This window comes from Micrococcus sp. 63XJN7_8_ISO-PGPR-S23-253 (genome assembly GCF_056173425.1).
Genome location: NZ_CM149673.1, coordinates 1,693,730 through 1,719,663, shown reverse-complemented (window position 1 = coordinate 1,719,663; position 25,934 = coordinate 1,693,730). Strand labels below are relative to the sequence as shown.

At 69.0% G+C, this 25,934-nt stretch carries 23 protein-coding genes and 2 pseudogenes; 11 read left to right on the top strand and 14 right to left on the bottom strand.

Going from position 1 to position 25,934, the window contains the following annotated elements; genetic code table 11:
- Window position 1 precedes the first annotated feature (1 nt).
- The 5 genes from AC0VX4_RS07930 to AC0VX4_RS07910 all read right to left on the bottom strand — a co-directional run bounded on the left by AC0VX4_RS07930 (window position 2) and on the right by AC0VX4_RS07910 (window position 4,731).
- Window positions 2-175, bottom strand: coding sequence for a hypothetical protein (locus AC0VX4_RS07930; protein ID WP_475464187.1), 174 nt, complete (start codon window positions 173-175; stop codon window positions 2-4).
- Window positions 141-530 carry an IS5 family transposase gene (locus tag AC0VX4_RS07925; RefSeq protein ID WP_475464186.1) on the bottom strand — a complete coding sequence of 130 codons (390 nt, stop codon included), beginning with the start codon at window positions 528-530 and terminating at the stop codon, window positions 141-143. Before AC0VX4_RS07925 ends, AC0VX4_RS07930 begins: the two co-directional genes overlap by 35 nt.
- Window positions 531-786: 256 nt before the next feature.
- Entirely contained in the window at window positions 787-1,530 is a 744-nt protein-coding gene (locus AC0VX4_RS07920; protein ID WP_002854293.1) for a cytochrome c biogenesis CcdA family protein, read from the bottom strand.
- Window positions 1,531-1,686: 156 nt separating this feature from the next.
- Window positions 1,687-3,252, bottom strand: a complete 1,566-nt coding sequence (locus AC0VX4_RS07915) for a multicopper oxidase family protein (RefSeq protein WP_065573797.1) — start codon at window positions 3,250-3,252, stop codon at window positions 1,687-1,689.
- Window positions 3,253-3,864: 612 nt separating this feature from the next.
- The gene (locus tag AC0VX4_RS07910; RefSeq protein ID WP_475464185.1) at window positions 3,865-4,731 is read right to left on the bottom strand and encodes a F510_1955 family glycosylhydrolase; all 867 of its coding nucleotides are present in this window, start codon (window positions 4,729-4,731) and stop codon (window positions 3,865-3,867) included.
- A gap of 156 nt (window positions 4,732-4,887) precedes the next feature.
- Between AC0VX4_RS07910 and AC0VX4_RS07905 the strand changes: the two genes are divergently transcribed.
- The 6 genes from AC0VX4_RS07905 (at window position 4,888) to AC0VX4_RS07880 (ending at window position 11,380) form a co-directional block, all read left to right on the top strand.
- Window positions 4,888-5,613, top strand: a complete 726-nt coding sequence (locus AC0VX4_RS07905; protein ID WP_017488138.1) for a response regulator transcription factor — start codon at window positions 4,888-4,890, stop codon at window positions 5,611-5,613.
- Window positions 5,610-6,779, top strand: coding sequence for a HAMP domain-containing sensor histidine kinase (locus tag AC0VX4_RS07900; RefSeq protein WP_475464184.1), 1,170 nt, complete (start codon window positions 5,610-5,612; stop codon window positions 6,777-6,779). The genes AC0VX4_RS07905 and AC0VX4_RS07900 overlap by 4 nt, the downstream gene beginning before the upstream one ends.
- 71 nt (window positions 6,780-6,850) lie before the next feature.
- Window positions 6,851-7,180: a heavy-metal-associated domain-containing protein gene (locus AC0VX4_RS07895; RefSeq protein WP_115260611.1), complete on the top strand. Its 330-nt coding sequence runs from the start codon at window positions 6,851-6,853 to the stop codon at window positions 7,178-7,180.
- Window positions 7,181-7,255: 75 nt separating this feature from the next.
- On the top strand, window positions 7,256-9,493 hold the full coding sequence (locus AC0VX4_RS07890) for a copper-translocating P-type ATPase (RefSeq protein ID WP_475464183.1): 2,238 nt from the start codon (window positions 7,256-7,258) through the stop codon (window positions 9,491-9,493).
- A gap of 59 nt (window positions 9,494-9,552) precedes the next feature.
- A complete protein-coding gene (locus AC0VX4_RS07885) occupies window positions 9,553-10,236 on the top strand; it encodes a DUF305 domain-containing protein (RefSeq protein ID WP_002854313.1) in 684 nt (227 codons plus the stop codon).
- An 88-nt stretch (window positions 10,237-10,324) separates the two neighbouring features.
- Window positions 10,325-11,380 carry a type II glyceraldehyde-3-phosphate dehydrogenase gene (locus AC0VX4_RS07880; RefSeq protein WP_363738240.1) on the top strand — a complete coding sequence of 352 codons (1,056 nt, stop codon included), beginning with the start codon at window positions 10,325-10,327 and terminating at the stop codon, window positions 11,378-11,380.
- Window positions 11,381-11,488: 108 nt separating this feature from the next.
- Here AC0VX4_RS07880 and AC0VX4_RS07875 read toward each other — a convergent pair whose 3' ends face one another.
- From AC0VX4_RS07875 to AC0VX4_RS07865, 3 genes are all read right to left on the bottom strand, one after another.
- Window positions 11,489-11,971, bottom strand: coding sequence for a beta/alpha barrel domain-containing protein (locus AC0VX4_RS07875; protein WP_017488143.1), 483 nt, complete (start codon window positions 11,969-11,971; stop codon window positions 11,489-11,491).
- A 497-nt stretch (window positions 11,972-12,468) separates the two neighbouring features.
- Window positions 12,469-12,879, bottom strand: a complete 411-nt coding sequence (locus tag AC0VX4_RS07870) for a four-helix bundle copper-binding protein (protein WP_002854316.1) — start codon at window positions 12,877-12,879, stop codon at window positions 12,469-12,471.
- 291 nt (window positions 12,880-13,170) lie between these two features.
- Window positions 13,171-13,773 (bottom strand): DUF3105 domain-containing protein, encoded by a 603-nt coding sequence (locus tag AC0VX4_RS07865; RefSeq protein WP_060775539.1) that lies wholly within the window; start codon window positions 13,771-13,773, stop codon window positions 13,171-13,173.
- A 42-nt stretch (window positions 13,774-13,815) separates the two neighbouring features.
- On the opposite strand from AC0VX4_RS07865, the pseudogene AC0VX4_RS07860 reads away from it, so the two are divergent.
- Both AC0VX4_RS07860 and AC0VX4_RS07855 read left to right on the top strand, forming a co-directional pair.
- Window positions 13,816-14,993, top strand: a pseudogene (locus AC0VX4_RS07860) (IS3 family transposase).
- 849 nt (window positions 14,994-15,842) lie between these two features.
- Window positions 15,843-16,748, top strand: coding sequence for a DUF1963 domain-containing protein (locus AC0VX4_RS07855; RefSeq protein ID WP_081091317.1), 906 nt, complete (start codon window positions 15,843-15,845; stop codon window positions 16,746-16,748).
- Between the two features lie 453 nt (window positions 16,749-17,201).
- On the opposite strand, the gene glpK is transcribed toward AC0VX4_RS07855, so the two are convergent.
- The 4 genes from glpK to AC0VX4_RS07835 form a co-directional block, all read right to left on the bottom strand.
- Window positions 17,202-18,734 (bottom strand): glycerol kinase GlpK, encoded by a 1,533-nt coding sequence (gene glpK, locus AC0VX4_RS07850; protein WP_060775542.1) that lies wholly within the window; start codon window positions 18,732-18,734, stop codon window positions 17,202-17,204.
- A 111-nt stretch (window positions 18,735-18,845) separates the two neighbouring features.
- Window positions 18,846-19,568 (bottom strand): MIP/aquaporin family protein, encoded by a 723-nt coding sequence (locus tag AC0VX4_RS07845; protein WP_060775543.1) that lies wholly within the window; start codon window positions 19,566-19,568, stop codon window positions 18,846-18,848.
- Window positions 19,569-19,581: 13 nt separating this feature from the next.
- A complete protein-coding gene (locus AC0VX4_RS07840; RefSeq protein WP_145033130.1) occupies window positions 19,582-21,321 on the bottom strand; it encodes a glycerol-3-phosphate dehydrogenase/oxidase in 1,740 nt (579 codons plus the stop codon).
- Window positions 21,322-21,469: 148 nt separating this feature from the next.
- Entirely contained in the window at window positions 21,470-21,610 is a 141-nt protein-coding gene (locus tag AC0VX4_RS07835) for a hypothetical protein (RefSeq protein WP_475464182.1), read from the bottom strand.
- 21 nt (window positions 21,611-21,631) lie between these two features.
- On the opposite strand from AC0VX4_RS07835, the gene AC0VX4_RS07830 reads away from it, so the two are divergent.
- On the top strand, window positions 21,632-21,835 hold the full coding sequence (locus tag AC0VX4_RS07830; protein WP_475464181.1) for an FAD-binding oxidoreductase: 204 nt from the start codon (window positions 21,632-21,634) through the stop codon (window positions 21,833-21,835).
- Between the two features lie 228 nt (window positions 21,836-22,063).
- Window positions 22,064-24,652: an excinuclease ABC subunit UvrA gene (locus AC0VX4_RS07825; RefSeq protein WP_475464180.1), complete on the top strand. Its 2,589-nt coding sequence runs from the start codon at window positions 22,064-22,066 to the stop codon at window positions 24,650-24,652.
- 60 nt (window positions 24,653-24,712) lie between these two features.
- On the opposite strand, the gene AC0VX4_RS07820 is transcribed toward AC0VX4_RS07825, so the two are convergent.
- On the bottom strand, window positions 24,713-25,015 hold the full coding sequence (locus AC0VX4_RS07820) for a putative quinol monooxygenase (protein ID WP_145033142.1): 303 nt from the start codon (window positions 25,013-25,015) through the stop codon (window positions 24,713-24,715).
- 35 nt (window positions 25,016-25,050) lie between these two features.
- Window positions 25,051-25,467 carry a DJ-1/PfpI family protein gene (locus AC0VX4_RS07815; RefSeq protein WP_438616435.1) on the bottom strand — a complete coding sequence of 139 codons (417 nt, stop codon included), beginning with the start codon at window positions 25,465-25,467 and terminating at the stop codon, window positions 25,051-25,053.
- A gap of 11 nt (window positions 25,468-25,478) precedes the next feature.
- On the opposite strand from AC0VX4_RS07815, the pseudogene AC0VX4_RS07810 reads away from it, so the two are divergent.
- Window positions 25,479-25,933, top strand: a pseudogene (locus tag AC0VX4_RS07810) (integrase core domain-containing protein); the annotation flags it as partial.
- Between the last annotated feature and the right edge of the window lies 1 nt (window position 25,934).

Below are 25,934 nucleotides of genomic sequence, written 5' to 3'. Positions count from 1 at the left end.
ATCAGCTCCAGCGGGTGGCCAACATCGAGGTGTCCGCCACCTGCCCGCCGGTCACCACGAACGCCAGCACCCTGCCCTTGCCATCACAGACCAGATGGGACTTCGTCGTCAGACCGCCACGGGAGTCTCCGATGGCATGGTCAGCCGGCTCGTCCGCTGATTTCTTGTAGTTCATCCAGGCCCCCTGTGGGGCGGGGCAGGGTCGCCCCGTGCTGGTGGACGCGCACGATCGTGGAATCGATCGAAGCCACCCAATCCAGCTCGCCAGCCTGCTGTGCCATCGACTGAGTGCGCTCGAGCACCTGCTCCCACACGCCTTGGGCGGCCCACCGGTTGAAGTTCTTGTAGATCGTGTTCCAGTTCCCGAACCGCTCGGGCAGATCCCGCCACGGCGCCCCCGTGCGGAAGCGCCACGCGGTGGCCTCGACCACCGCGCGCCGATCCACCGGCGGCCGACCGGTGGACTTCGGCGCGGGGAACAGCGGGCCGATCACGGCCCAGAGCTCGTCCGAGATGACATCACGCGACATGCCCTCAGACTTGCGTATCCACCTCCCTGATTCCTTTAGCAACACGCCCTAAGGCGCTCCCCTGAAGAGGGCCGCCTTGTGCACCACCGCAACGCTGACCGTCAGTCGGTACTGACCTGACAGGTCCCATCGGTGCCCGCGTCCTTAACTGCACTTGGTTAGTGGCGGGCGCCGTCGTATGCGGTGGCGGTAGACCCTAGTGATTCCACGGCCGGTGTGCAGGGTCTGGGTCTGGGCCAGGTTGGGGGGGAGTCTCTTAGACGGGGGTGGTGAAGGTTCCGGCGAGGTTCTGGAGTTGGTAGATCCACGCCGTCCAGATTCCGGTGGCCATCAGGACGCCGACCAGCACGAGCAGGGTGCCGCCGGCGATATTGAAGGCGCGCATGTGGCGGCGCACGAAGCCCAGTGCAGTGCTGACCCAGCCCAGGCCTCTGGCGACGAGGACGAAGGGTATGCCCAGTCCCAGGCAGTAGACGAAGCCGAGCAGGGCCCCGCGCCATGCCCCTCCGGTGGTGGTGCTCAGGGCCAGCACGGCGCTGAGGGTCGGTCCCATGCAGGGTGTCCAGCCCAGGCCGAAGCCCAGGCCCAGCAGTGGGGCTCCGGCCAGGCCGGTCCGGGGGGTGAAGGAGGGGGTCGTGGTCCGTTGCAGGAAGGTGAGCATGCCCATCAACGCCAGTCCCATGAGGATGACGAGGACGCCGAGGATGCGGATCAGCAGGTCCTGCCAGCGCAGCAACCAGCCGCCGATCAGACCGAAGGCGGCCCCGTAGAGGGTGAAGACGGCGGCGAAGCCGAGGATGAACAGGCCCACTCCGGTCATCACCCGGCGGCGGTTGTCCGGGCGGGTGGGGTCGGACAGTCCGGAGACGTAGCCCAGGTATCCGGGCACGAGCGGCAGGATGCACGGCGAGAGGAAGGAGACGATTCCGGCGATGGCGGCCAGGGGGATGGCCAGCAGCAGGGCGCCAGATTGGACCGTCTGAGCGAAGTACTCGCCCATTTATTTCCTCCTACGGGTCAGGACGGGGGTGCCGGGCCAGAGGTCCCGGGCGGGCTGGGCACGGTGGGTGGGGGTGAGCGATAAAGGCATGTTCTTTCCTGGGCGGCCACCGTGCGATCCCCCCGTGGATGGAGGGGTGTGGGCCGGGTGGGAGGGTCAGTGGATGTAGGAGAAGACGCCCATCATCCCGGCCTCGGCGTGGTAGGCGTTGTGGCAGTGGGTTAGCCACTGGCCCGGGTTGTCCGCCTCGAAGTCGAAGACGATGGTTTGCCGGGGTTTGATGATGACCGTGTCCTTGCGGGCGCCATGGTCGGCCAGCTGGAAGGTGTGGCCGTGCAGGTGCATGGGGTGCCACATGTCGGTGTCGTTGGTCATCGTGACCCGCACGCGTTCGTCCAACCGGAGTTCGAAGGCGCCCTCGAAGGGGTTGGCCGGGTCGAAGCGTCGCCCGTTGATGCCCCAGTCGTACTCCATCATCGATCCGGTGAGGCGTACCTCGTGGGTCCTGGTCGGGTCCTTGGGTGGGAGCAGGACGGATTCGTGTGCCTTCAGTCGGCTGCCATCGAGCACGGTTCCGCCCAGGGTCTGCGGGAGCCGACCGGAGAGCGTGGTCTTTGGACCGGCTGCGATGATGCCGTAGGCGTGGCCGGTCTTGCCCTCGGGCAGGGCCAGTACGGGCACCGCCTGGTCGCCGAGGGTGATCAGCACGTCCAGGCGTTCGCCCATCCCCAGGACGACGGCATCGGCCTGGCGGGGCTGGACCGGGAACCCGTCGGTGTGGGTGATGGTCAGTTCTTGGCCGGGGATCCCGACCCGGTAGGCGGTGTCTCCGGCCGCGTTGATCAAGCGCAGGCGGATCCGGTTGCCCGGGGTGCTGGAGAAGGTGTCCGGGTCGGATGGGGGGCGGCCGTTGAACAGGTGCACGGGGATCTTCACGTCGCCGGCGTCCCCGCCCAGATAGTCGCTCTCAGCGCCCATGAGCATGTGCTTCATGGGCATGCCCGAGGAGCTGTCCTGGCTCATGGACCCGTGGTCCATGCCCGCCATGCCGGCCATGCCCTCCATGTCGCCGGACATGTCCATCCCGGCGGAGAGTTCCTCGACGACGTCCTGCGGTGTTCCGGTGATCCCGTCGAGCCAGTCGTCCAGGATCACGACCCATTCCTGGTCGTAGCTGAGGGGCTCGTTGGGGTCCTCGACGATCAGGGCCCCGTACAGGGCGCGTTCGCGCTGGGTGTCGAAGTGGGAGTGGTACCAGTACGTGCCCGGATGGGACAGCCGGAAGCCGTACGTATAGCGTCCTCCGGCGGCGATGGGGTCCTGGGTCACCCCCTGGACTCCGTCGGCGTCGTTGCGCAGGGCCAGCCCGTGCCAGTGCACGCTCGTGTCCTCGGGCAGGTCGTTGGCGACGCTGACCTTGAGCAGGTCCCCGGTCTGGGCGCGCAGCAGCGGCCCGTTGAGGCCGTCGTTGTATCCCCAGGTGGTCAGGCCCCGACCCTGGAGGGAGGTCTCGAGGGGTGCGGCGGAGAGCCGGTGGGTGACGGTGGTGCCCGAGGCGGCGCGTCGTTTCTCGTACTCGGCGACCAGCGGGTCGGTGGGCAGGATGCGCCCTGACGGTTGGGGGCTGATGGCGGGATCGGCGCAGGCGGCCAGCCCGGCCAGCGCCAGGGCCCCGACGGAGGCGCCCAGGAAGGTGCGGCGGGTGGTCAGTGAGGAGGTCATCGGTTCTTCTTTCCGTCATCCGGCCCCGTGTCGCAGGCGGGCGCGACGGGGCCGGGCATGGCTGATCAGTTGCTGGGTGAGGCCGGTGGCGTGCCGGGGCTGCGTGCCGCTGTCACCCGGAGGTATTGGCGGACCCTGCGCTCACCGGTGGGGCGCGGCCGGGGGCTTTAGGTGCGGCTGATGGCCAGTTGAGCCAGTGAAGGGTCCACGGGGGCCGGAAATGGGCAACCCAGGGCAGGGGTGGTGCGATCAGTCCCCCACCGGGAATAGGCAGGAGGGCCCGGGAGGCCAAGTGGGACACGACAGGTGCCTTGGTCAGGGCCGAGGCGCAGGTATCGTCCACGGCCTCCAGGGCACAGACCGGCAGCCCGGGGTCGGCTGCCTCATCCCCGGCAGGCTCGGCCGGGAGCACGACCTCGGGCACCATGCCGGCCGGACCGATGGCCCCCGGCCCGAGGTGATGAACAGTTGTGGCGGCGGCCGTACCGGTGGCGACCCAAGCCGCGCTGGTGCCCGTACCAGCGTGCATCCCGAGCAGGCCCAGGATCAACACGAGGGTGCCCAGAACGGTTCGAAGGGCGGGCCGGCCGGACAGGGGGCGGCGGGAGGAGGTCACAGCAGCGATTCGGTGGTGTTCCCGCCGTCCGTGGTGGACAGCACGGTCGAGCCGACGACCAGCAGCGCTTCGGTCTGCCCGTCGTCGGTGATGCCCGTTCCCAGGGCGGTGGCCGTGCCGACCGGGCGGTCGCTGGCGGTCCAGGTGTCGCCGGCGTCGGTGCTGGTCAGCAGGTGTCCCTCGGTGCCGGCGCCCACGGCGGTGGTGTCATCGGCCCAGGCGACCAGGTGCATCAGCTGGGGGGTGTCCAGGGTGGTCCAGGTCGCGCCGTGGTCGGTCGAGCGCAACATGCCGGTTTCGGTGGTGGCCAGCACGGTCCCGGTTTGGGGGGAGATCGCCAGCGATGCCGGGGCGACGGGGATCTCAAGGCTCTGCCAGGTGAGGCCGTCGGTGCTGGCGCGCAGTTGCCCATCGAAGCCGAGGACCCCGTTCGGGCCGGCGGCCAGGGCGTGGAAATCGGATGCGCCGCCGCGGGAGAGCACCGTCCAGCTCTGGCCCCGGTCGGTGGACTCGGCCAGGCCCAGCGGCTCGGGCAGGTCGGTGCGCGGCGCGGGGTGACCCGAGGCCAGGTAGCGGCCCTCGGGAGTCAGGGTGAAACCCATGAAGTCCACGACCGGACCGACCTGGGTCAGCTCCCCGTCCTGGAGCCGGAACAGGCCCTGGTGGGTGGCCAGCAGCACCTCACCGGACTCGGGGTCCCGGGTGAGGGCATGGACGTGGGTGATGGCCGTGCCGGCGCCCTGCGTGCCGGTGCCGGCCGCCGGGGATGTCGCGGGGTTCGGCGCGGCGCAGGCGGTGAGGGTGCCAGCGCCGAGCAGGGTCAGCCCGCCGGCGATCAGGGTTCTGCGGGTCAGGGGGGTCATGGAGCCTTTCCGCCCCGGGCCAAAAGGCGGGTCTTCTACCATTGTCGGCCGGTGACGCGCCGGGATGGGGCGGTTTGCCTTGAAGATTCGATGAAGATTCCCCGCCCCGGCACCGTTCTGAGCCGCCGGGGCGGGAGACAGAGCGAGACTGGACCCATGAACTCTGGCACTGGCACTGGGACTGACACTGGGACTGGTCCGGCGGCCGGCCGGGTGTTGGTGGTCGATGACGAGAAGCCGCTGGCGCGCATGGTGGCCACCTACCTGGAGCGGGCCGGCTACGAGGTGGCCCTCACCCACACCGGCCCGGCCGCAGTGCAGGCCGCCCGGGTTCACGAGCCCGACGTGATGGTCCTGGACCTGGGCCTGCCCGGGCTGGACGGGATCGAGGTGTGCCGGCGGGTGCGGGCCTTCTCCGAGTGCTATGTGCTGATGCTCACCGCCCGCGGCGATGAGCACCACCGGTTGGAGGGATTGGCGGTGGGGGCCGATGACTACATCACCAAACCCTTCAGCGTCCGGGAGCTGGTCGCCCGGGTGGGGGCGGTCATGCGCCGGCCGCGCACAACGGTGTCAGCCCCCGAACCGGAACGGGTCTGCGGTGACCTGGTCATCGACCTGGCCGCCCACGAGGCCCGCGTGTCGGGCCAGGTGGTGCAACTAACGCGCACGGAGTTCGACCTGCTGGCCGCCTTGTCGGGGCGCCCGCACCAGGCCTTCTCCCGGCGCCAGCTGATCGATATCGTCTGGGACCCGGCCTGGGTGGGCGATGAACGGCTCGTGGACGTGCACATCAAGAACCTGCGCCGCAAGCTCGACGCGGACCCGGCCCGCTATATCGACACCGTCCGCGGGGTCGGCTACCGGATGGCGGAGCAATGACCGGCCGGCGGCGCTACCAAGGATTAGCGGCCTGGTTCTTCCTCGCCCAGCTGCTGGTGGTGGGGGCCAGCGTGCTGGCCGCGGTGGTGGTGGCCTCCCTGGCCGGCCCACCACTGTTCCACGAGCACCTGGAACAGGCCGGGGCCGGACACGATGCAGCCCAGATGCTGCACGTGGAGCAGGCCTACCGGGACGCCAATTTCTGGACCCTGGGCGTGGCCCTGGCCACGGCCTTGATCTGTTGTCTGGCATTGACCTGGCATGTCGCCCGCCGGATCCAGAGTCCGATCAACGCCCTGACCCAGGCGGCCAAGGCCATGGCCGGTGGACGGTACGACACCCGCGTGCCGGCCATGGGCGCCGGCACCGAGGTGGAGGAGCTGGCAGGGTCTTTCAACACCATGGCCGCACGGCTTCAGTGCACCGAGGACACCCGTCGACGGATGCTCTCGGACCTGGCCCACGAGCTGCGCACCCCCGTCTCCGTGCTGACCGTCTACCACGAGGCCCTGCAAGACGGGGTGTCCCACTGGGACGAGCCCACCGGTGAGCTGATGGGCGAGCAGCTGGCCCGGTTGACCCGGCTGGTGGAGGACATCAACGACGTCTCCCGCGCCGAGGAGGGCCGGATCGAACTGGACCGCAGCCCCCAAGGGGTCAGCGGGCTGCTGCATGCCGCGACCGAGGCCCACAAGGAGGCCTACGCCACCAAGGGCGTGGCCCTGACCATGGACGCCGATCCGGGCCTGGCCGTGGACGTGGACCGCCAGCGCATGGGCCAGGTCCTGAGCAACCTGCTCACCAACGCCCTGCGCCACACCCCGGCCGGGGGCCGGGTCACCCTCGAGGCCCGACAAAGCCCGTCCGGGGTCACGCTCAGCGTCACCGACACCGGGGAGGGGATCTCTCCCGAGCACCTGCCGCACATCTTCGAACGCTTCTACCGCGGGGACACCGCCCGCGACCGTGACCACGGCGGCTCCGGGGTCGGCCTGGCCATCTCCCGAGCTCTCATCCAGACCCACGGCGGCACCCTGAGCGCCACCTCCACCACGGCCGGGTCGACGTTCACCATCGACCTGCCCACCAAGCAGCCCCCCGACCAGCCCACCTACCGGCGCACCCGTTTATCCACCGTGAACACGGGCGCTCCACCCCTTGAATGATACCCCCGGGGGGTATATACCAAGAGGAGAGGCGCCGTCCGGCGCCGCCCTCAGACCTGAAGGAGACCGTCATGACCGAATCCGCCCGCACCCCGCTGCCGGGGGCCACCAACGGCTGCTCGTGCTGCGCCCCAGCCGCCGACGCCACCGCCCCCGCCGGGCGCCAGAGTGCCGACCCAACCGGGACGAGCGCCGGCGCCGCGACCTACCAGGTGGAGGGCATGACCTGCGGACACTGCGTGGGCTCCGTCGCCGAGGCCGTGAGCGCCCTGGACGGGGTGGACGATGTCCGGGTCGAACTGGTCGCCGGCGGGGCCTCCCCCGTCACCGTGACCGGGCCCGCCTCCGCGGACTCCGTGCGGACGGCCATCGAAGCGGCCGGCTACCGCGTCCGGATCTAACCGACCCATCCCCTCGAGGTCGGCGCCCCACCGCCGAGCCGGTCGCCGAACAGACCGCCGAGCAGAAGGAACACCGTGAGCACCCCGCACCACCACGATCACCCCACCGACCAGACCGCCGAACACCCAGACCCGAACCCCCACGCCGGCCACGCCAACCACACCGACCATGCCGCCCACCACCCCGCGGACGCCGACACCCACGGTCAGGCCATGCCCCAGGGCCACGCCCACTCGGCCCTGGACGAGGACCACCAGGTCCACGACCACGGTCAGCACGCCGGGCATTCCACCGCGATGTTCAAGAACCGGTTCTGGGTCTCACTGGTGCTCTCCATCCCGGTGGTGTTCTTCAGCCACATGGTCGGGCAGCTGCTGGGCTACCACGTCCCCGAGTTCCCGGGCTCGGCGTGGATCGCCCCGGTGCTGGGCACCGTGATCTACCTCTATGGCGGCATGCCCTTTCTGAAGGGCGGGCTGACCGAGTTGCGCGCCCGCCAGCCCGGGATGATGCTGCTGATCGCGATGGCCATCACGGTGGCCTTCGTCGCCTCCTGGGTCACGACCCTGGGCATCGGGGACCTGATGCTGGACTTCTGGTGGGAGCTGGCGCTGCTGGTGGTCATCATGCTGCTGGGCCACTGGATGGAGATGCGCGCCCTGGGCGCGGCCTCCTCCGCCTTGGACGCGCTGGCGGCGCTGCTGCCGGAGGAGGCCGAGAAGGTCGTGGACGGTGACACCATCACCGTGCCGATCACCGAGTTGGCCGTGGGCGATGTGGTGCTAGTGCGGGCCGGGGCCCGGGTGCCGGCCGACGGGACCATCCTCGAGGGCGCCGCGGAGTTCGACGAGGCGATGATCACCGGGGAGTCGAAGCCTGTGCTGCGCCAGGCCGGGGACACGGTGGTCGCTGGGACCGTGGCCACCGACAACACCGTGCGGGTGAAGGTGGCCGCCGTCGGGACCGACACGACCCTGGCCGGGATCCAGCGGATGGTCGCCGACGCCCAGGAATCCTCCTCCCGCGCCCAGGCGTTGGCCGACCGGGCGGCGGCCCTGCTGTTCTGGTTCGCCCTGGTCGCGGCGATCATCACCGCGATCGTGTGGACCGCGATCGGCCAGCCCACCGACGCGGTCACCCGCACCGTGACCGTGCTGGTCATCGCCTGCCCGCACGCCCTGGGCCTGGCCATCCCGCTGGTGATCGCCCTCTCCACGGAGAAGGCCGCCAAGTCCGGGGTCCTGATCAAGGACCGGATGGCCCTGGAGCGGATGCGCACCATCGACGTGGTCCTGTTCGACAAGACCGGCACCCTGACCGAGGGCGCCCACGTCGTCACCGCCGTCACCGCGATGCCCGGCGTGTCCGAGGCAGAACTGCTGGCGGTGGCCGCCGCGGCCGAGGCTGACAGCGAGCACCCCGTGGCCCGGGCCATCGTCACCGCCGCCGGGCAGCACCCGCAGGCCAGCACGTTGCGCAAGCGCGGCACGGACTTCAGTGCTGCCATGGGCCGCGGGGTGCGCGCCACCGTGGACGGCTCCGAGATCCTCGTCGGGGGCCCGAACATGCTGCGCGAGCTTAACCTGACCATGCCGGCGGAGATCACTGAGCACACCGCCTCCTGGACCGCACGCGGGGCCGGGGTGTTGCACGTGCTGCGCGAGGGGTCCGTTATCGGCGCGGTCGCCGTGGAGGACAAGGTCCGCCCCGAGTCCCGGGCCGCCGTGGCCGCCCTGCACGCCCGCGGCATCAAGGTCGCGATGATCACCGGCGATGCCCGCCAGGTCGCCGAGGCCGTCGGGGCGGACCTGGGCATCGACGAGGTCTTCGCCGAGGTCCTCCCCCAGGACAAGGACACCAAGGTCACCGAGTTGCAGTCCCGGGGACTGTCCGTGGCCATGGTGGGCGACGGCGTCAACGACGCCCCGGCACTGGCGCGGGCCGAGGTCGGCATCGCCATCGGCGCCGGCACCGACGTGGCCATGGAGTCCGCCGGCGTTGTGCTGGCCAGCAACGACCCCCGCGCGGTGCTGTCGATGATCGAGCTCTCCCAGGCCAGCTACACCAAGATGATCCAGAACCTGGTGTGGGCCACCGGCTACAACGTGCTCGCCGTGCCGCTGGCCGCCGGCGTGCTCGCCCCGATCGGGTTCGTGCTCTCCCCCGCGGTGGGCGCGATCCTGATGTCCGCCTCCACCATCGTGGTCGCCCTCAACGCCCAACTGCTGCGCCGGATCAACCTGGACCCGGGCCACCTGGCCCCCCTCGGCGCCTCCCGGCCGGAGGCTGCCCTTCAACCCGCGACCTCCTGATCGCGCCTCTTGGCGCGAACTCTGATATGAACCCTCAACCCACTATGGAAGGACCCACCATGAAACGCACCATGACGCTGACCGCCCTGGCCCTGGCCTCCGCCCTGACCTTGACCGCCTGCGGCACCGGCGCCCAGGACGAGAACGCCGGCGCTGAGGCCTCGGCCACTGCGACCAGCTCCGCCCCGGCCGCCACCCCTGCGGCCACGGCCACCGCGACACCGTCCACCACGGCGACCGGTTCGGCTGAGGAGGTCTCCGCCGAGCACAACGACGCGGACGTGATGTTCGCCCAAATGATGATCCCGCACCACCAGCAGGCCGTTGAGATGAGCGAGATGCTGCTGGCCAAGGATGACGTCCCGGCGGAGGTGGCCGCGTTCGCCCAGAAGGTCATCGACGCCCAGGGGCCGGAGATCAAGCGCATGAACTCCATGCTCACCGCCTGGGGCCAAGACCCCGTGGACACGGACGGCATGGACGGTATGGAGGGCATGGACCACGGCGGGATGTCCGGGATGATGTCCGAGGAGGACATGACCGCCCTCGACCAGGCCCAGGGCACCGAGGCCGCCCGGTTGTACCTGGAGCAGATGACCGCCCACCACAAGGGCGCCGTGGACATGGCCAAGGACGAGGCCAAGGACGGCCAGAACCCGCAGGCCGTGCAGCTCGCCGAGCAGGTCATCGCCGACCAGGAGGCCGAGATCACCGAAATGCAACAGATGCTCGACAAGCTCTGAGCACCGTCGTCCGCTGCGGGCATCCGGTGAGACGCGGCTGGCGATAGACCCCGAAACCGGAACGGGTCCTCCAGGAAAGGAGACGAGCATGCAGGACAAGATCAAGGTCGCGGTGAACGGGTACGGGGTCATCGGCAAACGCGTCGCCGACGCGGTCCGGGCCCAGGAGGACATGGCGCTGGTCGGAGTCAGTGACGTCATCGCTGACTACCGGATCGCGACTGCGGCCGGGAAGGGTATCCCCGTCTACGCCTCTACCGAACAGGCCATACCGGTGATGGCGGATGCCGGCCTTCCCGTCGTCGGAGGCCTGCACGACCTGCTCGAGAACGTTGACGTCGTGGTGGACTGCACCCCGGCCCAGGTGGGCGCCGGCAACCTGGAGCTCTACCGTGCCCACGGGGTCAAATCCGTGTTCCAGGGCGGGGAGAAGCACGATCTCACCGGCCACTCCTTCGTCGCCCACGCCAACTACGCCACCGCCCTGGGCCGGGACAGCACCCGGGTGGTGTCCTGCAATACCACCGCCACCGTCCGGGCCCTTACCGCGCTGAAGGACGTCGGACTGCTGTCCAAGGCCCGGGGGGTGCTCATCCGCCGGGCCACCGATCCGTGGGAATCGGACCATTCCGGGATCATGAACACCATCGTCCCCGAGGGCCGAATCCCCAGCCATCAGGGGCCCGACGCCCAGTCGGTGGTCCCGGACCTGGACGTGGTCACCATGGCCGCCAAGGGAGCCCACACTCAGAACCACCTGCACTACTGGACGATCGAGCTCACCCGCCCGGCCGAGAAGCAGGAGGTGTTGGAGGCGTTCCGGGCGATGCCGCGGATCGCCTTCGTCCGGCGCTCGGACGGCGTCGTGGCGGTCAATAGCACCGTGGAACTCATGGAGGACCTGGGCCGGCCCCGGGGTGATATGTATGAGGTGGCCCTCTGGGAAGACATCCTCACCGTGGACGGCAACGAGCTGTACTACACCTACACGGTGGACAACCAGGCGATCGTCGTCCCCGAGAACATCGACGCGATCCGGGCCCTCACCGGAACCGTCGACGACGGCGGCGAGTCCATCCGGCGCACCGACCGCGCCGTGGGGGTGCGCCAGGACTTCGTGCGCTCCTCGGTGGCTGCCCGTTGAACTGCGCGGCAGACGCCGCTGAGGCGGTGCCCGGCCCCAGGAATGGGGGGGGTGGTCGGACACCGCTTCGGCGGCCGCGGACTACCGCAGCGGTCCTATGGCCTCCGGTCAGGTGCGAGAGGCCGTCGCGATCGCGTTGATGGCCTCATCCAACACCGCATTGAACTGCGCTGGGCTCTGGGCCGTACTCAGCCCTTCGGTCAGGGCGCGGGAGAAGCTGGCGATCACGCCGTGGTTGCGGGCCAGCAGGGTGGTGGCCTGGGCCCGGGTATAGCCGCCCGACAGGGCCAGGACGCGGATCACTCGGGGATGGTCCACGAACTCGCGGTAGAAGTCCGCCCGCTCCGGCAGCGTCACTTTGAGGATGACCGACTGGTCGTCTCCGAGCTTGTCCAGTTGGGCGAGGATTGCCGCCTTGAGCTGGTCCTCCACCTCGGCCTTGCGGGGGCTGCGGATATCCACCTCGGGCTCGATGATGGGCACCAGCCCGGTAACGAGGATCTGACGGGCGAGCCCGAACTGCTGCTCCACGACGGAGCCCACCCCGTCCCCGGGCAGCTTGATGACCGAGCGCATCTTCGTCCCGAACATGTGCTTTTCGACGGTCGAGACAGTAAGTCATCCAGGTGCGGGATGGGTTTCATGAGCTGGGCGCCTTGCTGTTCCGGGGCCAAGCCCTGGTCGATTTTGAGGAAGGGCACGATGCCTTTGCTGTTCCACAGGTAGTCGCCCGTGGGGGAACCCTCCACCTGGCGGTTCATTGTGTTCTCGAACAGGATGGCCCCCATGACGCGCTCACCGTCGAAGCTGGGGCTGGTGATGATACGTGTGCGCACCTGTTGTACCAGGTCGAACATCTCCTCTGGGCCGGAGTAGGCATCCTTGTCGATCACGTAGAGGTGCAAGGCCGCCGGGGTGCTGCCCCCGCTCTGGCCCAGCGCCGCGACGAATCCGGCACCGTTCCTGACCCTCTGATACTTCTCCGAGTCCATGGGAGCCTTCCGCGGCGAGGGAGCACGGTGGTCCGGGTTCCCTGCGCGCGTCATGGACGACTGGCCGCCCTCAAGGGGGAACGGTCATCAGCAGGCTCAACCCAGGGTGACGAGCAGGTCCGCGCAGGCCTGCTCACACCGGCGGCAGGCCTCGGCACACACCTTGCAGTGCTCGTGCATCTGGGCGTGGCTCTCGCATTCGTCCCCGCACGTCTTGCAGGCGGCCCGGCAGGCCTCGAGCAGGGCGCGGGTGGTCTCGACGTTGTTGCCGGTCTGCCGGGACAGCATCCGGCCTGTGGCGGCGCAAACATCGGCGCAGTCCAGGTTCAACCGGATGCACTGCCTCAGGTCGGCCACCATGTCCTCGGCCAGGCAGGCGTCCGCGCAGGCCGTGCAGGTCTGGGCGCACTCGAAGCAGGCCTGGATGCACTCGGCCAGCTTCTGCCGGTCGATGTTGCCCACATTCTTTGGGTAGGTGTCCAGCATGGCGCTCACGTGATGGGTCATGATGTGCTCCTTCGTCGATCTGATCCGACGCACCGGCCTTCGCCGGCCCGCCCTGCCATCGACCGTAGACCGCCCCGCCGACGCGGGTGAAGGGCTCAACCTTGAAGGTTCCGTGAAGATCGCCGGCCACGGAGGCCCGCGGACTCCTTTACGGGCAGGGATGACGCAGGTGTGACCAGCCGCCCCTCAGCCCGGCCGACGGCCCTGAGGACCACGCCGACGGGGAGGACCAGCAGGGCTCGCCTCAACGTGGATCCTGTCGGACCGGACGGTCGGTGTCGGGAAGAGCGCTTATGCGATCCGACCAGGGGCGTCGAGGCCGCCGGTGCAGGCCGCCCCGGGCTCAGGCGCGTCGGGGGAGTGCCAGTACTCGGCCACGAACTGCTCGATCCGTTCATCCTCCGGGGAATCCACCGCCACCTGCGCCTGCCAGGCCGAAAGCACGATGGGCGAATCCAGGCCCTCGTAGGGGGCCAGGACGACATAGGCGGCCGGTAGGGCCGTCCGCAGGGCATCGACTTGCTCCTGTGAGAGCGCCTCGGAATCGTAGGCGACCCAGGCGGCACCGTGCTCCAAAGCGTGCACGGCATTCTCGTTGGGTACCGCTTCGGTGTAGACCCCACAGTTGAGCCAGGCGCTGGCATGATCGCCACCCACCGGCGGCGACTGCTCGTAGTCCACAGGGGTGCTCACGTGGTTAGCGCTGAGCCCCTCGAAGGTCTGCAGCCCGGCGATCTCAATGTCCTCCCGAGCCTGGGGCGGAGGATTCTGAATCACGGCGAGCGTCACCAGCCCGCCGACCACGGCGATGGCGGTGAGCGCTCCCGCTCCGACCAGAACCTTCCGCCGACGTTCAGCCTTGGCTTCCGGGTCTGCCGTGAGTTTGGTTGACATCTGATCTGTGGTCCCGGGAGGGACTGCTGGAAGGATGACCCCATGCCCGCTGCATACCCCCGAGAGTTCCGCCAGGACGTGGTCGCGATCGCCCGTAAGGGTCAGATGCCGATCGCGCAGGTCGCTAAGGACTTCGGCATCGCCGAGTCCTGCCTACGGCGCTGGCTGGCCCAGGATGATGTCGAGGCCGGGATCCGGCCCGGCATCACCAAGGCTGAGAACGAGGAGCTGAAGGCTCTCAAGCGCCGCAACCGCGAGTTGGAGATGGAGAACGAGGTCCTACGGCGTGCGGCCGCGTATCTGTCCCAGGCGAACCTGAAGTTGGGTCAGTCCCCAAAATGACCTATCCCGTCGTGAAGGACCTGGCCCGCGACGGGATTCCCGTGAAACTCTCCTGCCGGGTCCTCGGGTTCTCCCGTCAGGCCTACTACCAGTGGCTGGCCGAACCTGTCAGCGAGCGGGAATGGTCCGACGCGCATGCCGCCAACGCCGCCCTCGATGCCCATGCCGATGACCCGGAGTTCGGATACCGGTTCCTGGCTGATGCGCTCCGCGGCCGTGGCCTGGCCGTGTCGGACCATCAGGTGTTGAAGGCCTGTCGGCTCGTGAAGGTCCGCTGCTGCCACTCGATCCGTCGCGGCTCGGGCAAGCGTCCTGGCCCTGCCGTTCATGATGATCTGGTTCGTCGTGAGTTCCGCGCTGAGAAGCCGAACCAGCTGTGGCTCACGGACATCTCAGAGCATTGGGCCGGGGATTCCAAGCTCTATCTCTGCGCGGTCAAGGACGTGTTCTCGAACCGGATCGTGGGCTACTCGATCGATCGGCGGATGAGCTCGTAGCTGGCTGTGGATGCCCTGCAGATGGCTCTGGCCCGGCGTGGAGGCAAGGCCGAGGTGCAGGGTTGCCGGGTGCATTCGGATCGAGGATCGCAATTTCGAGCCAGGCGATTCGTGGAGACGCTCCGGGTCAACGGCCTGGTCGGGTCGATGGACAGGGTCGGTGCTGCTGGGGACAACGCGGCAATGGAATCCTTCTTCGCGCTGTTGCAGAAGAACGTGCTGAATCGGCGTCGCTGGGAGTCCTTCGACCAGCTCCGGCTCGCGATCGTGAGCTGGATCGAGCGGACCTATCACCGCCGTCGTAGGCAGGCCCGTCTCGGGAGACTCACCCCTGTCGAGTTCGAGATGGTTCAATCAGTCCAGGCGGCTGCCGCCGCCTGATAACTCGTGTCAAGCAAACTCATGGCAGACCCTTTTGGCGCGCTCGGGGGAAGGACCATGGGAAGGGTTCTGAGGGTGGGCAAAAGTCTGGACAGAACCCCGTGGGCCGAAAGGCGGGCGGTTTCTGATTTTTGGCGCTCTGTCGGGGGCGAGTGTGTCGGCTCCTAGGCCCGCCGGCCGGGAGCGCAGCGAGCGGTCGGCGGGCGCGGCCCGCCCGGGCGTCCGGGCAGCCGGGGCGCGGGGCGGCTTGAGCGCCCGCGATGGCGGCTGTGGCCTATCCCGTCCACGCGGTGATGTTTCCTCGGCTGGTGCTTGCAGGCGGAGTTGAGGTGTTCGATGGGCCGGCGTGGCAGTCCGTGGACGAGATCGGCAGTGCCCTGTACCGGCGTGAGCCGTACGTCCGGGTGAAGCTGCCTGACGAGGTTGTGGATGCGAAGGCAGCCCGGTGGTCTCGCACGCACGTGCTCCTGCACTGGATCCCGGCCCCAGACGCTGCCCCGCGGAATGCGTGGGTGCCGGCGCAATGGGTCACGCGAATCAGTCGAGACGAGTCGAGCTGGCGGGCACCATACGACTTGCCCGCGTAAGCGAAGGGTTGTTGGTTCGAATCCAACCGGGGGAGCCGAGCAGAGGCCCCTGCACCGACCATGTCGGTGTGGGGGCTTCTGCGTGCCTGGAGGACGACCGGGAAGGCGCGGTTGGGTTCACAGGCAGGGCTACACAAAGCAGCACCAGATCGGGGTTGCACTTCTTCGCCACTGTGGTGTGACCATCTGATTGCCTGATTTTCATTGCCCGCCTGCCCTCGCGCACCGGCGAGGGCAGGCGGCTGTCTGAACGGAGTTCTTCATGGCGGGGTCGGCACCGATTCACGGAATGCGCAGCGCAGCTGTGGCTTGGTTGGTTGAGGCAGGGGTGGACCCGGCGGTCTTCCATCCGCGACAGAGTCCAGTGTTCAGCGAGAATTCCTTCTCCGCGGGCCGCGACGACGTGGATGATCTTTGGCGTACGGGCGCACGGATCAGCTGGTTGGGCGGGCCGGCCGTCTCACTCGGGGGGTGGCCTCGGACCGCCGCAGGCTCAGCAATGGCCCACGTCGCGACCTTCCACCTGGGCGATGCCCACGCTGCGCTCGGGGATCCGAAGGAGCGCGGCTGGCCTGACGAAGCCGCGGAATTGCTGCCGGAGGACGGGTACATCCAGGTCTTCCATGATCTGGAGACCTATGGGTATGAACCGGACGACGTTGAAGCGCGAGGCTGGCTGGTCACATGGCACGCGGACGACCCCAGTCAGGCCCGTCCACCTCTCGTCGAATGCGATGACGACTCCAATGCACCTGGTTCAACGGCTCAGCTCGGACTGTTCTATCCAGGCTGGACGATCCCCTCGCCTCTGGATTTCGACGGGCTGACGGACGGGACGTTCACAGCGGCTGACGCGGCCATCGATGAGCTGGACTCTGCATGGGTGGCGCAGCGCCACCCTGCCCAGCGGGAGCCGCACCCCATTCCTTCCACGCGCTTGCTGGGTCATAGCTCCACCGGGGACTTGGGGCCACGAGAGGAGATCTTGCCCGCCGCGTTGCCGCTGGCTGCCGAGGGCGGCGATTACGTCCTCCTCGCCGAGATTGAATCGTGGACCACCTTGAATGGCTGGTTCGGTGACGCTTCCAGTCTCGAAATCTGGATGCGGCGAGATGATCTGCGTGCGCGACGGTTCAGCGAGTGCTGGTGCATCATCCGCACGGATTGACTTCGGCAGGAACCGCTTGCTGCAGCACGAACGTGGCCCGGGTCCTCACCCGTCGCCGCCACGGCCATGTGTCGCGGTGCCGTAGATCAGGCGTGTCGGACTCGGACAAACATGATCCCAACCCAGGACAGGGTCCCAAGGATGGCCGGCGCGGCGTACATGTCTGCGGGGCCACCCATGTACCAGGCGAAGCCTGCTACGGGCGCCACACGGAGAAGGCCACGGATCTGGCCCTCGCTGGGAGCGAGCCAATGGGGCGGAGGATGAAGCCGATCACGGCCATGGCTGCCGTGTCGATCAGAGATCGCACGGCGGGCGTCTGTCGACGAGGGAGGCGAGGTAGTCCTGCACAGGATCCTTCCGGAGGGGCCGGGGCGGCCCGGACCGGCCCGGACCGGCCCGGGGCGCACGGGGCGCACGGGGCCGGCCGGACCAGCCTACGGGCCGGACGGCTCAGCCCTGGGCCGCCACGACGTCCTCGTCGACCCAGTCGCGGGAGCGTTCCACGGCCTTCTTCCACAGCCGCAGGGCGCGCTCAGCCTCCTCCTCGTCCATGGTGGGCTCCCAGCGCTTGTCCTCCTCCCAGTTGGCCACGAGCTCGTCCTGGGACGCCCAGAACCCCACCGCCAGGCCTGCGGCGTAGGCGGCGCCGAGGGCGGTGGTCTCGATGACCTTGGGGCGCACGACGGGCACGCGCAGCAGGTCCGCCTGGAACTGCATGAGCAGCTCGTTGGCGACCATGCCACCGTCGACCTTCAGTTCGGTGAGGTCCACGCCGGAGTCCGCGTTCATGGCGTCCAGGACCTCGCGGCTCTGGAAGGCGGTGGCCTCGAGCGCCGCGCGGGCGATGTGCCCCTTGTTGACGTAGCGGGTCATGCCCACCATGGCGCCGCGGGCCGCGGCGTCCCAGTGTGGGGCGAAGAGGCCGGAGAACGCGGGGACGAAGTACACGCCGCCGTTGTCCCCCACACCGGCGGCCAGGGTCTCGACCTCCGGGGCGCTGCCGATCATGCCGAGGTTGTCCCGCAGCCACTGGATCAGCGAGCCGGTGACGGCGATCGAGCCCTCCAGCGCGTACACCGGCTTCTGGTCGCCGATGCGGTATGCCACCGTGGTGAGCAGGCCGTTGTCCGAGTGCACCGGCTCCTCGCCGGTGTTGATCAGCATGAAGTTGCCGGTGCCGTACGTGTTCTTGGCCTGGCCGACCTCGAAGCACGCCTGGCCGAAGGTCGCCGCGTGCTGGTCGCCCAGGATGCCGGTGATCGGCGTCTCGCGCAGCAGCTGCTGGCCGGACACGGTGCCCACCTCGGCGGAGGAGCTGACGATCTCCGGGAGCATGGACATCGGAATGCCCATGTCCGCGCAGATCTCCTCGTTCCAGTCGAGGGTGTCCAGGTTCATCAGCATGGTGCGGGAGGCGTTGGTGACGTCGGTGACGTGCCGGCCGCCCTCGCCGCCGCCGGTGAGATTCCACACGAGCCACGAGTCCGTGGTGCCGAAGATGAGGTCGCCGTTCTCGGCGGCCTCCCGGGCCCCGTCCACGTTCTCCAGAATCCAGGCCACCTTGGGGCCGGAGAAGTACGTGGCCAGGGGCAGCCCGACGCGCTCCTTGTAGCGGTCCGCGCCGACGTCGCCGGCCAGGCGCTCGCAGAGGCGGTCGGTGCGGGTGTCCTGCCACACGATGGCGTTGTACACCGGCCTGCCGGTGTTGCGGTCCCACACCACGGTGGTCTCACGCTGGTTCGTGATGCCCACGGCGGCGACGTCGTGTCGGGTCACCTCGGCGCGGGCCAGGGCCTCGCCGATGACCTCGCGGGTGTTCGTCCAGATCTCCACTGGGTCGTGCTCCACCCAGCCGGCGCGCGGGAAGATCTGCTCGTGTTCGCGCTGACCAGTGGACACGATGGCCCCACTGTGGTCGAAGAGGATCGCGCGCGTGGACGTGGTGCCCTGGTCGATGGCCATCACGTAGCGGGGGGTGGTCATGTCCTACTCCTTCGTAGGTGGTCACGGGGGTGTGGGGGTGGCGGGCACGTTCCCGCGGGGGAACGTGCCCGCCCGGGGCGGACGGGCGGACTGCTCAGAGGGACGGGCTGCTCAGGCGAACAGAGGCGCGGCGAGGCCGGCCAGGACGGCGCCGACGAGCGGGCCGACGATCGGCACCCAGGCGTAGCCCCAGTCCGAGCTGCCCTTGTGCCGGATCGGCGCGACGGCGTGGAACAGGCGGGGGCCCAGGTCGCGCACCGGGTTGATGGCGTACCCCGTGGGGCCGCCCAGGCTCGCGCCGATCGCGACGACGAGCAGGGCCACCGCGAGCGGGCCGAGCCCGGAGGGGGTGGAGCCGAAGAGCAGGATCACGAACACCAGGACGAACGTGGCGATCACCTCGGTGACCATGTTCCACAGCGGGTTGCGGATCTCGGGGCCTGTGGCGAAGGTGCCCAGGATCGCCCCCTGGTCCGTCTCCGCCCGGTAGTGGTCGCGGTAGGCCAGCCAGGCCAGGGCCGCGCCGAGGAAGGCACCGATCAGCTGCGCCGCGAAGTACGCGAGCGTGGTGCCGAGGGTCACGGCGATGCCGGGGGCGTACTCCTCGGCGCCGCTGACGAGCAGGCCGACGGTCACGGCGGGGTTCAGGTGCGCGCCGGTCGCGGAAGCGACGTAGACGCCCGCGAAGACGCCCAGCCCCCAGCCGAAGTTGATGAGCAGCCAACCTCCGCCGTTGCCCTTGGTCTTCGTCAGGACGACGTTGGCGACGACGCCGACGCCGAGCAGGAGGAGGATCGCCGTGCCGGCGATCTCATGCAGGAAGATCGTGCCCATGGACGGGCTCCTTTCAGTGGGTGGGGGCGGCGTCGGCGGCTGCGAGCGCGGCGGCGGCGGTGACGTCGTCGTGGGCGGTCTCGCCGCGGAGGCGGGCGGCGACGAGGTCCTTGTACGCGCGGATCTCACCGGCGATGCGCGCTTCATCCCAGCCCAGCTCGGGGGCCACGAGGGACGCGATCTCCTCGGCCGCCGCGACGCCGCGGTCGCGGACCTCGGTGGACAGGCGCGTGCGGCGCTCGATGACGTCGTCCAGGTGGACGACGCCCTCGGCCCGGGCGGCGTGGACGATCTCCGCGCGCAGGTAGCGCGGCGCCTCGGCGAGAGGGACGCTCAGGGACGGGTCGGCGTCGATCAGGTCGAGCACGTGGCGCAGCACGGTGCCGTAGCGGAACAGGAGCCGGTCCACGCGGGCCTCGTCCAGGCTGTAGTCGGCGGCGATGCGGTCCGCCTCCGCCTCGATCTCCGAGTATCCGAGGCCGCCGAGCACGGGGATGCGCTCGGTGAGGCTGGGACGGGTCGGGTGGGTCTCGCGCACCACGAAGTCCACGACGTCCTCGGCCATGGCCCGGTACGTGGTCCACTTGCCGCCGGCCACGGCGGTGAGGCCGGGGGCCACCTCGGTGACGGTGTGCTCACGGGAGATCTTGGTGGAGCCGCCGTCGGATCCGGTGACCGGCTGCAGGAGCGGGCGCAGGCCGGCGTACGTGGCGACCACGTCGTCACGCGTGAGGTCCTCCTTCAGCACCGCGTTGGCGTGCTCGAGGATGTAGTCGATGTCGTCCGCGGTGGCGGCCGGATGGGCCACGTCCTCCGCCCACGGGGTGTCCGTGGTGCCGATCACCCAGTACTCGTCCCACGGGATGAGGAACAGCACGGACTTCTCCGTCTTGGTGATCACGCCGGTGGCGGCGTCGGCGCGGATGCGGTCGCGCGGGACGGTGATGTGGGCGCCCTTGGAGGCGAGCACCTCGAGGCCGCCGTCGGCCTCGGCCAGCTCCTGCTGCTCCTGGGTCCACACGCCCCCGGCCAGGATGACGGCGCGCGCGTGCACGTCGAACTCCTCACCGGAGGTCTCCTCGCGGACACGCACGCCCTGCACACGGCCGTCGTCGCCGCGCAGGTAGCCGGTGACGGCGGTGTAGTTGGCGGCCACGGCGCCGTGGTCCACGGCGGAGCGCACGAGCATCATCGCCAGGCGGGCGTCGTCGAACTGGGCATCGGCGTACTCCACCGCGCCGACGATCTTCTCGTCGTCGAGGGAGGGGAAGGTCGCGGCCATGGAGCGGCGGCTGAGATGGCGGTGCGTGCCCATCGCGCGGCGGCGGCCGAGCGACTGCATGGCGTCGTACATGGTGACGCCGGCGCCGATGAAGCCGCGGTCGATCACCTTGTGGAAGAACGGGAAGACGAAGCGCAGGGGGCGCACCAGGTGGGGCGCGGTCTGGGTGAGCAGCAGGTCGCGCTCCCGCAGCGCCTCGTACACCAGCTTGACGTCCAGCATCTCGAGGTAGCGCAGGCCACCGTGCATGAGGCGGGAGGAGCGGGACGAGGTCCCCGAGGCCCAGTCGCGGGCCTCGACGATGCCCACGTCGAGGCCGCGGGTGGCCGCGTCGAACGCGGCGCCCACGCCGGTGGAGCCGCCGCCCACGATCAGGATGTCGAGGGGGGCCTCCGGGCTGGTGGCCCGGAGGCGGGCGAGGTGGTCCTCCCGCGTGGCGGCGGAGAGGGGGACGGTTCGCAGGGTCGGCATGGGGGGTTGCTCCTTTATCAGTGGAGGCACAGTGTAGTGGCGTGGCTCACGATACCCGGTGTCACGTCACGAGATCCGGTATCAGCGCGAGCCGAGGTCCATGATGTCACTCCCGGGCCGCGGGTATGCAGGCGCGGGGTGGGCGTGGTCAGGCCACCCACCACATGCCGGTGGGGTCCTCGGTGCCGTAGGCGTTGATGGGCCCGGTCTCGCGGAACCCGAGCCGCTCGTACAGGGGCACGTCGGCGCGCGTGGAGGACTCGAGGTAGACGCCGGCCACCCGGGCCACGGCGTCGTCGCCCGGGAGGCGGTGTCGAGCCTCGAGGTGGTCCTCGCGGACGGCAGCGTGATGTCCCTCGGGCACCGCACCGTGAAGGGCGTCACGGGCTATGAGCTCACTGCGCTGATGATCGGCTCCGAGGGCGCGTTCGGCGTGATCGCGCAGGCCGTGCTCGCCCTGGGGCCCCACGTCCCGGGCGCCGTGCACACGGTGGGCGCCTTCGCCCGAAAGTGACCGCCGGTGCGGCGGCCATCGCCGCGATCACCGGGGACGGGCTGGTCCCGGCCATCTTGGAGCTGATGGACGAGGCCACGCTCGCCGCCGTCCGTGCCCACGCCGCCGACGACGACGCCGCGCGCCTGCCGGAGACGGGAAGTGGGGGCATCGGCCCTCACCGGTGCAGAAGCCCTCTCCTCCGGACGCAGATCGTCCGACCGTTCCGTGCGTGGCTAACATTCGACCATGGTTGAATCCTCTTCGTTCGTGCCGCCGAGGCTCTCCGTGCAGCCCGACGTTCGCGTTCTCGGCGCCCGCGAACACAATCTGCAGGATGTCGACCTCACGGTGCCGCGCGATGCAACGGTCGTCTTCACCGGTGTGTCCGGTTCGGGAAAGTCCTCGCTGGCGTTCGGGACGCTGTACGCCGAGTCTCAGCGACGCTATCTGGAGTCGGTCGCGCCGTACGCCCGCCGTCTGATCGATCAGGCGGGAGTGCCCGATGTCGACTCGATCACGGGGATGCCGCCGGCGGTCGCCCTGCAGCAGCAGCGGGGTTCCGGGAACGCCCGATCGACCGTGGGCAGCATCACCACATTGTCGAGCTTGGTGCGAATGCTGTACTCCAGGGCCGGGGACTACCCGGATGGACAGCCGATGCTGTATGCGGAGGACTTCTCCGCGAACACGGTCCAAGGGGCCTGCTCGGAATGCCACGGCATCGGCCGCGTGTACACGGTGAACGAGGAGCAGATGGTCCCCGACCCATCGCTCACCATCCGCGAACGCGCCATCGCTTCCTGGCCGACCGCGTGGCACGGGCATCAGCTGCGCGACGTGCTGGTCGCTCTCGGTTACGACGTCGATGTGCCGTGGCGGGACCTTCCGAAGAAGGACCGGGACTGGATCCTGTATACCGATGAGACCCCCTTCGTCCCGGTCCACTCCCGGCTCACGCTCTCTGAGTTTAAAGCTGCGATCGATGCAGGCGTGGAGCCGAGCTACTCGGGCACATTCGTCGGGGCTCGCCGGTACATCCTGGACACGTTCGCGAACACGAAGAGCGCCTCCATGAAACGGCGCGTCGCACAGTTCCTCACCGCTGCGATCTGCCCGGTCTGCGATGGCAAGCGGCTGAAGCCCGAGGCGCTGTCTGTCACGTTCGAAGGATTCGACATCGCCGAATTCTCCCAACTGCCGCTCCGGGAACTCGCCACGATCCTCTCGGGAGTCGTCGCACGCGTGGACGATCACGAGGCCGCCTCCTCCGATGTGCGACCCACCGCAAGCCCAGCGCCAGAGAAGCATGCTGCTGCGGTCCAGCTCGCTTTAGGGGTGCTGCAGCGGCTTCGTCCACTGGTCGATCTGGGACTCGGCTACTTGTCATTGAGTCGGACGACGCCAACGCTGTCGGGCGGCGAGCTGCAGCGACTCCGGCTCGCGACGCAACTCAGCTCTGATCTCTTCGGGGTCGTCTACGTCCTCGACGAACCATCGGCGGGGCTGCATCCGCAGGACGTGGCGGCGCTCCTCGAGATTCTGGACGGACTCAAGGGGCGAGGGAACAGCCTGTTCATCGTCGAACACTCCGTGGCTGTGATGCGGCACGCGGACTGGCTGGTCGACATCGGCCCCGGTGCCGGTGAACACGGCGGCCGCGTGCTCTACAGCGGCCCGCCCGACGGTCTCGCCGGTGTCACGGAGTCCGTGACACGCGGATACCTCTTCGGCGGCCGCGGTCTCCCTCTTCGCACACCCCGTGAGGCACGCAGTTGGCTGCGCCTGGAGAACGTGACGCGGAACAACCTGCACGACCTCACGGTCGATATCCCTCTGGGGGTCTTCACCGCGGTGACGGGCGTGTCCGGGTCCGGCAAGTCGAGTCTGGTCAGCCAGGCCCTTCCGTCGCTGCTCGGCGATCGCCTTGGCCTGGCTGTCCGGGCCGATGACGAGCCGGTCAGCGACGAGTCGCTCCTCGCGGATGCGCCGGAACATCTCGATGGGCGCGTCGCCGGGCCCGTCACCGGTGTGCAGCGGCTGGTCGTCATCGACCAGCGGCCCATCGGCCGGACCCCGCGGTCGAACGTCGCCACCTATACCGGGCTGTTCGATCACGTGCGTCGTCGCTTCGCGGACACCCCGGAAGCTCGGTCCCGTGGGTACAAGCCTGGCCGCTTCTCCTTCAATGTGGCCGGCGGGCGCTGCCCGACTTGCGAGGGCGAGGGATCGGTGATGGTCGAGCTCCTCTTCCTGCCTTCCGTGTACACCGAATGCCCCGACTGCCACGGCACCCGATACAAAGCATCAACGCTCGAGATCACGTGGCGAGGGCGCACGATCGCTGACGTGTTGTCGATGAGCGTCGAGGAGGCGAACCTGTTCTTCGTGGGCGATGAGGAGATCACTCGATCGCTGGCAGCTTTGTCGGACGTCGGACTCGATTACCTCCGGCTGGGTCAACCGGCAACCGAGCTCTCCGGGGGTGAGGCGCAGCGTGTCAAGCTCGCAACCGAGTTGCAGCGCGCGCAACGCGGAGACACGCTGTACGTCTTGGACGAGCCGACGTCCGGGCTCCACTGCGCCGACACGGATCGTCTCGTCGCGCACCTGCAGACGCTGGTCGATGCGGGCAACACGGTCGTCGCGGCGGAGCTGGACATGCGCGTTGTCGCGGTGGCCGATCACGTGATCGATCTTGGACCCGGCGCGGGCGACGCCGGCGGGACCGTGGTTGCAGCTGGTACGCCCGCCCACGTCGCGGATCAGGGCGTCGGTGCTTCCGCGGGCTACCTCGCCGCCGCACTGCAGGCAGCCACCGACGTGACCCCGTCGTGACGAGCGTGCCGCTGTGCGATCTGAGAATCGGACAGCGGCACGCTCGACGGGGTCGTGGTCTCAGGCGGGGAGCTTAGAGGCCAGGACGTCCAACTTCTCGATCGTCGGCTCGCTGAACAGTGTGCCGGTCTGCTCGCCGAGAGCCTTCGCAACTGCGCCGGACAGGTGCGCGTCGCGGCCGGCGTCGTCGGGGAACACGTCGAAGATCCCGAAGGAGGACGGGCCGAGGCGGATCGCGAACCACGCGACGGTGGCCGGCTCCTCCTCGACGAGCCCTCGTCCGATGCGGAGGAATTCCTGGACCTCGTCTTCCTTGCCGGGCAGGGCCTCCAGCCTGACCAGCAGTCCCTTCGTCACGCTCATGCCATCACCTCTTCCTGGATCGAATTGCTCACAAATTACGTCACGAGCGTATCGCAGAACACAGGCAGGTCATCGGGCGAGCGGCTGGTGATCAGGTTCCCGTCCACCGCGACGTCCTGGTCGACGACGTCAGCACCGGCGTTGCGCAGGCCCGTTCGGATGCTCGGGAAGGGCGTCAAGGTGCGACCTTCGACTACGCCGGCCTCGTTCAGCGTCCACGGCCCGAGACAGATCGCCGCAACGGACTTGCCGCTTCCGACGCATTCGTGGACGAAGGAGACCGCGTCGGGGTCAACCCGGAGTCGGCCGGGGTTCACCGTGCCGCCCGGGAGAAGTAGGGCGTCATGGTGGGTGACAGAGGCGTCTGCGACCACCCCGTCACCGGTGAACGTGCCTGCTGCATCCAGATCGTTCTCACGCGCCTGAATCTCACCGTCATGGATCGACAGCACCTCGGTCTGTGCGCCAGCCCGCTCCAGAAGCGCGGAACAGGCTCTGGCTGACCAACATCAGGGAGCACCCCACGGGTGAGGGCAAGCTCAATCTCTGCGCGAAACAAGGCCGTCGCACGCCGCGGCGGTGCAGCCGTGGTGGCCGGGTGCTTGGTGCACGCGGACCGGGGGCTCGCAGTTCCGGTCTGGCCTTTTTCAGGACGCGCTCACCCGTCATGGGCTGATCGGCTCGATGGGCCAGGTCGGCTCAGCCGGGGACAACGCGGCCATGGAGTCCTTCTTCGCCCTCCTTAAGAAGAACGTGCTCGACCGAGGGCGATGGGCCACCTGGGATGAGCTGCGGGCGGGTCTCATCACCTGGATCGAGAGGACCTATCACCGCCGCCGACGGCAAGACCGTCTGAGCCGGCTGACCCCTATCGAGTACGCGCTGATCATGGACCACACGCCCGCTCACGCGGCGTGAC

Excerpts from the sequence above, each read along its gene's own strand:
- AC0VX4_RS07930 (WP_475464187.1), bottom strand. The coding sequence starts at position 175 with ATGAACTACAAGAAATCAGCGGACGAGCCGGCTGACCATGCCATCGGA.
- AC0VX4_RS07925 (WP_475464186.1), bottom strand. The coding sequence starts at position 530 with ATGTCGCGTGATGTCATCTCGGACGAGCTCTGGGCCGTGATCGGCCCG.
- AC0VX4_RS07920 (WP_002854293.1), bottom strand. The coding sequence starts at position 1,530 with ATGGGCGAGTACTTCGCTCAGACGGTCCAATCTGGCGCCCTGCTGCTG.
- AC0VX4_RS07915 (WP_065573797.1), bottom strand. The coding sequence starts at position 3,252 with ATGACCTCCTCACTGACCACCCGCCGCACCTTCCTGGGCGCCTCCGTC.
- AC0VX4_RS07910 (WP_475464185.1), bottom strand. The coding sequence starts at position 4,731 with ATGACCCCCCTGACCCGCAGAACCCTGATCGCCGGCGGGCTGACCCTG.
- AC0VX4_RS07905 (WP_017488138.1), top strand. The coding sequence starts at position 4,888 with ATGAACTCTGGCACTGGCACTGGGACTGACACTGGGACTGGTCCGGCG.
- AC0VX4_RS07900 (WP_475464184.1), top strand. The coding sequence starts at position 5,610 with ATGACCGGCCGGCGGCGCTACCAAGGATTAGCGGCCTGGTTCTTCCTC.
- AC0VX4_RS07895 (WP_115260611.1), top strand. The coding sequence starts at position 6,851 with ATGACCGAATCCGCCCGCACCCCGCTGCCGGGGGCCACCAACGGCTGC.
- AC0VX4_RS07885 (WP_002854313.1), top strand. The coding sequence starts at position 9,553 with ATGAAACGCACCATGACGCTGACCGCCCTGGCCCTGGCCTCCGCCCTG.
- AC0VX4_RS07880 (WP_363738240.1), top strand. The coding sequence starts at position 10,325 with ATGCAGGACAAGATCAAGGTCGCGGTGAACGGGTACGGGGTCATCGGC.
- AC0VX4_RS07875 (WP_017488143.1), bottom strand. The coding sequence starts at position 11,971 with ATGTTCGGGACGAAGATGCGCTCGGTCATCAAGCTGCCCGGGGACGGG.
- AC0VX4_RS07870 (WP_002854316.1), bottom strand. The coding sequence starts at position 12,879 with ATGACCCATCACGTGAGCGCCATGCTGGACACCTACCCAAAGAATGTG.
- AC0VX4_RS07865 (WP_060775539.1), bottom strand. The coding sequence starts at position 13,773 with ATGTCAACCAAACTCACGGCAGACCCGGAAGCCAAGGCTGAACGTCGG.
- AC0VX4_RS07855 (WP_081091317.1), top strand. The coding sequence starts at position 15,843 with ATGGCGGGGTCGGCACCGATTCACGGAATGCGCAGCGCAGCTGTGGCT.
- glpK (WP_060775542.1), bottom strand. The coding sequence starts at position 18,734 with ATGACCACCCCCCGCTACGTGATGGCCATCGACCAGGGCACCACGTCC.
- AC0VX4_RS07845 (WP_060775543.1), bottom strand. The coding sequence starts at position 19,568 with ATGGGCACGATCTTCCTGCATGAGATCGCCGGCACGGCGATCCTCCTC.
- AC0VX4_RS07840 (WP_145033130.1), bottom strand. The coding sequence starts at position 21,321 with ATGCCGACCCTGCGAACCGTCCCCCTCTCCGCCGCCACGCGGGAGGAC.
- AC0VX4_RS07825 (WP_475464180.1), top strand. The coding sequence starts at position 22,064 with ATGGTTGAATCCTCTTCGTTCGTGCCGCCGAGGCTCTCCGTGCAGCCC.
- AC0VX4_RS07820 (WP_145033142.1), bottom strand. The coding sequence starts at position 25,015 with ATGAGCGTGACGAAGGGACTGCTGGTCAGGCTGGAGGCCCTGCCCGGC.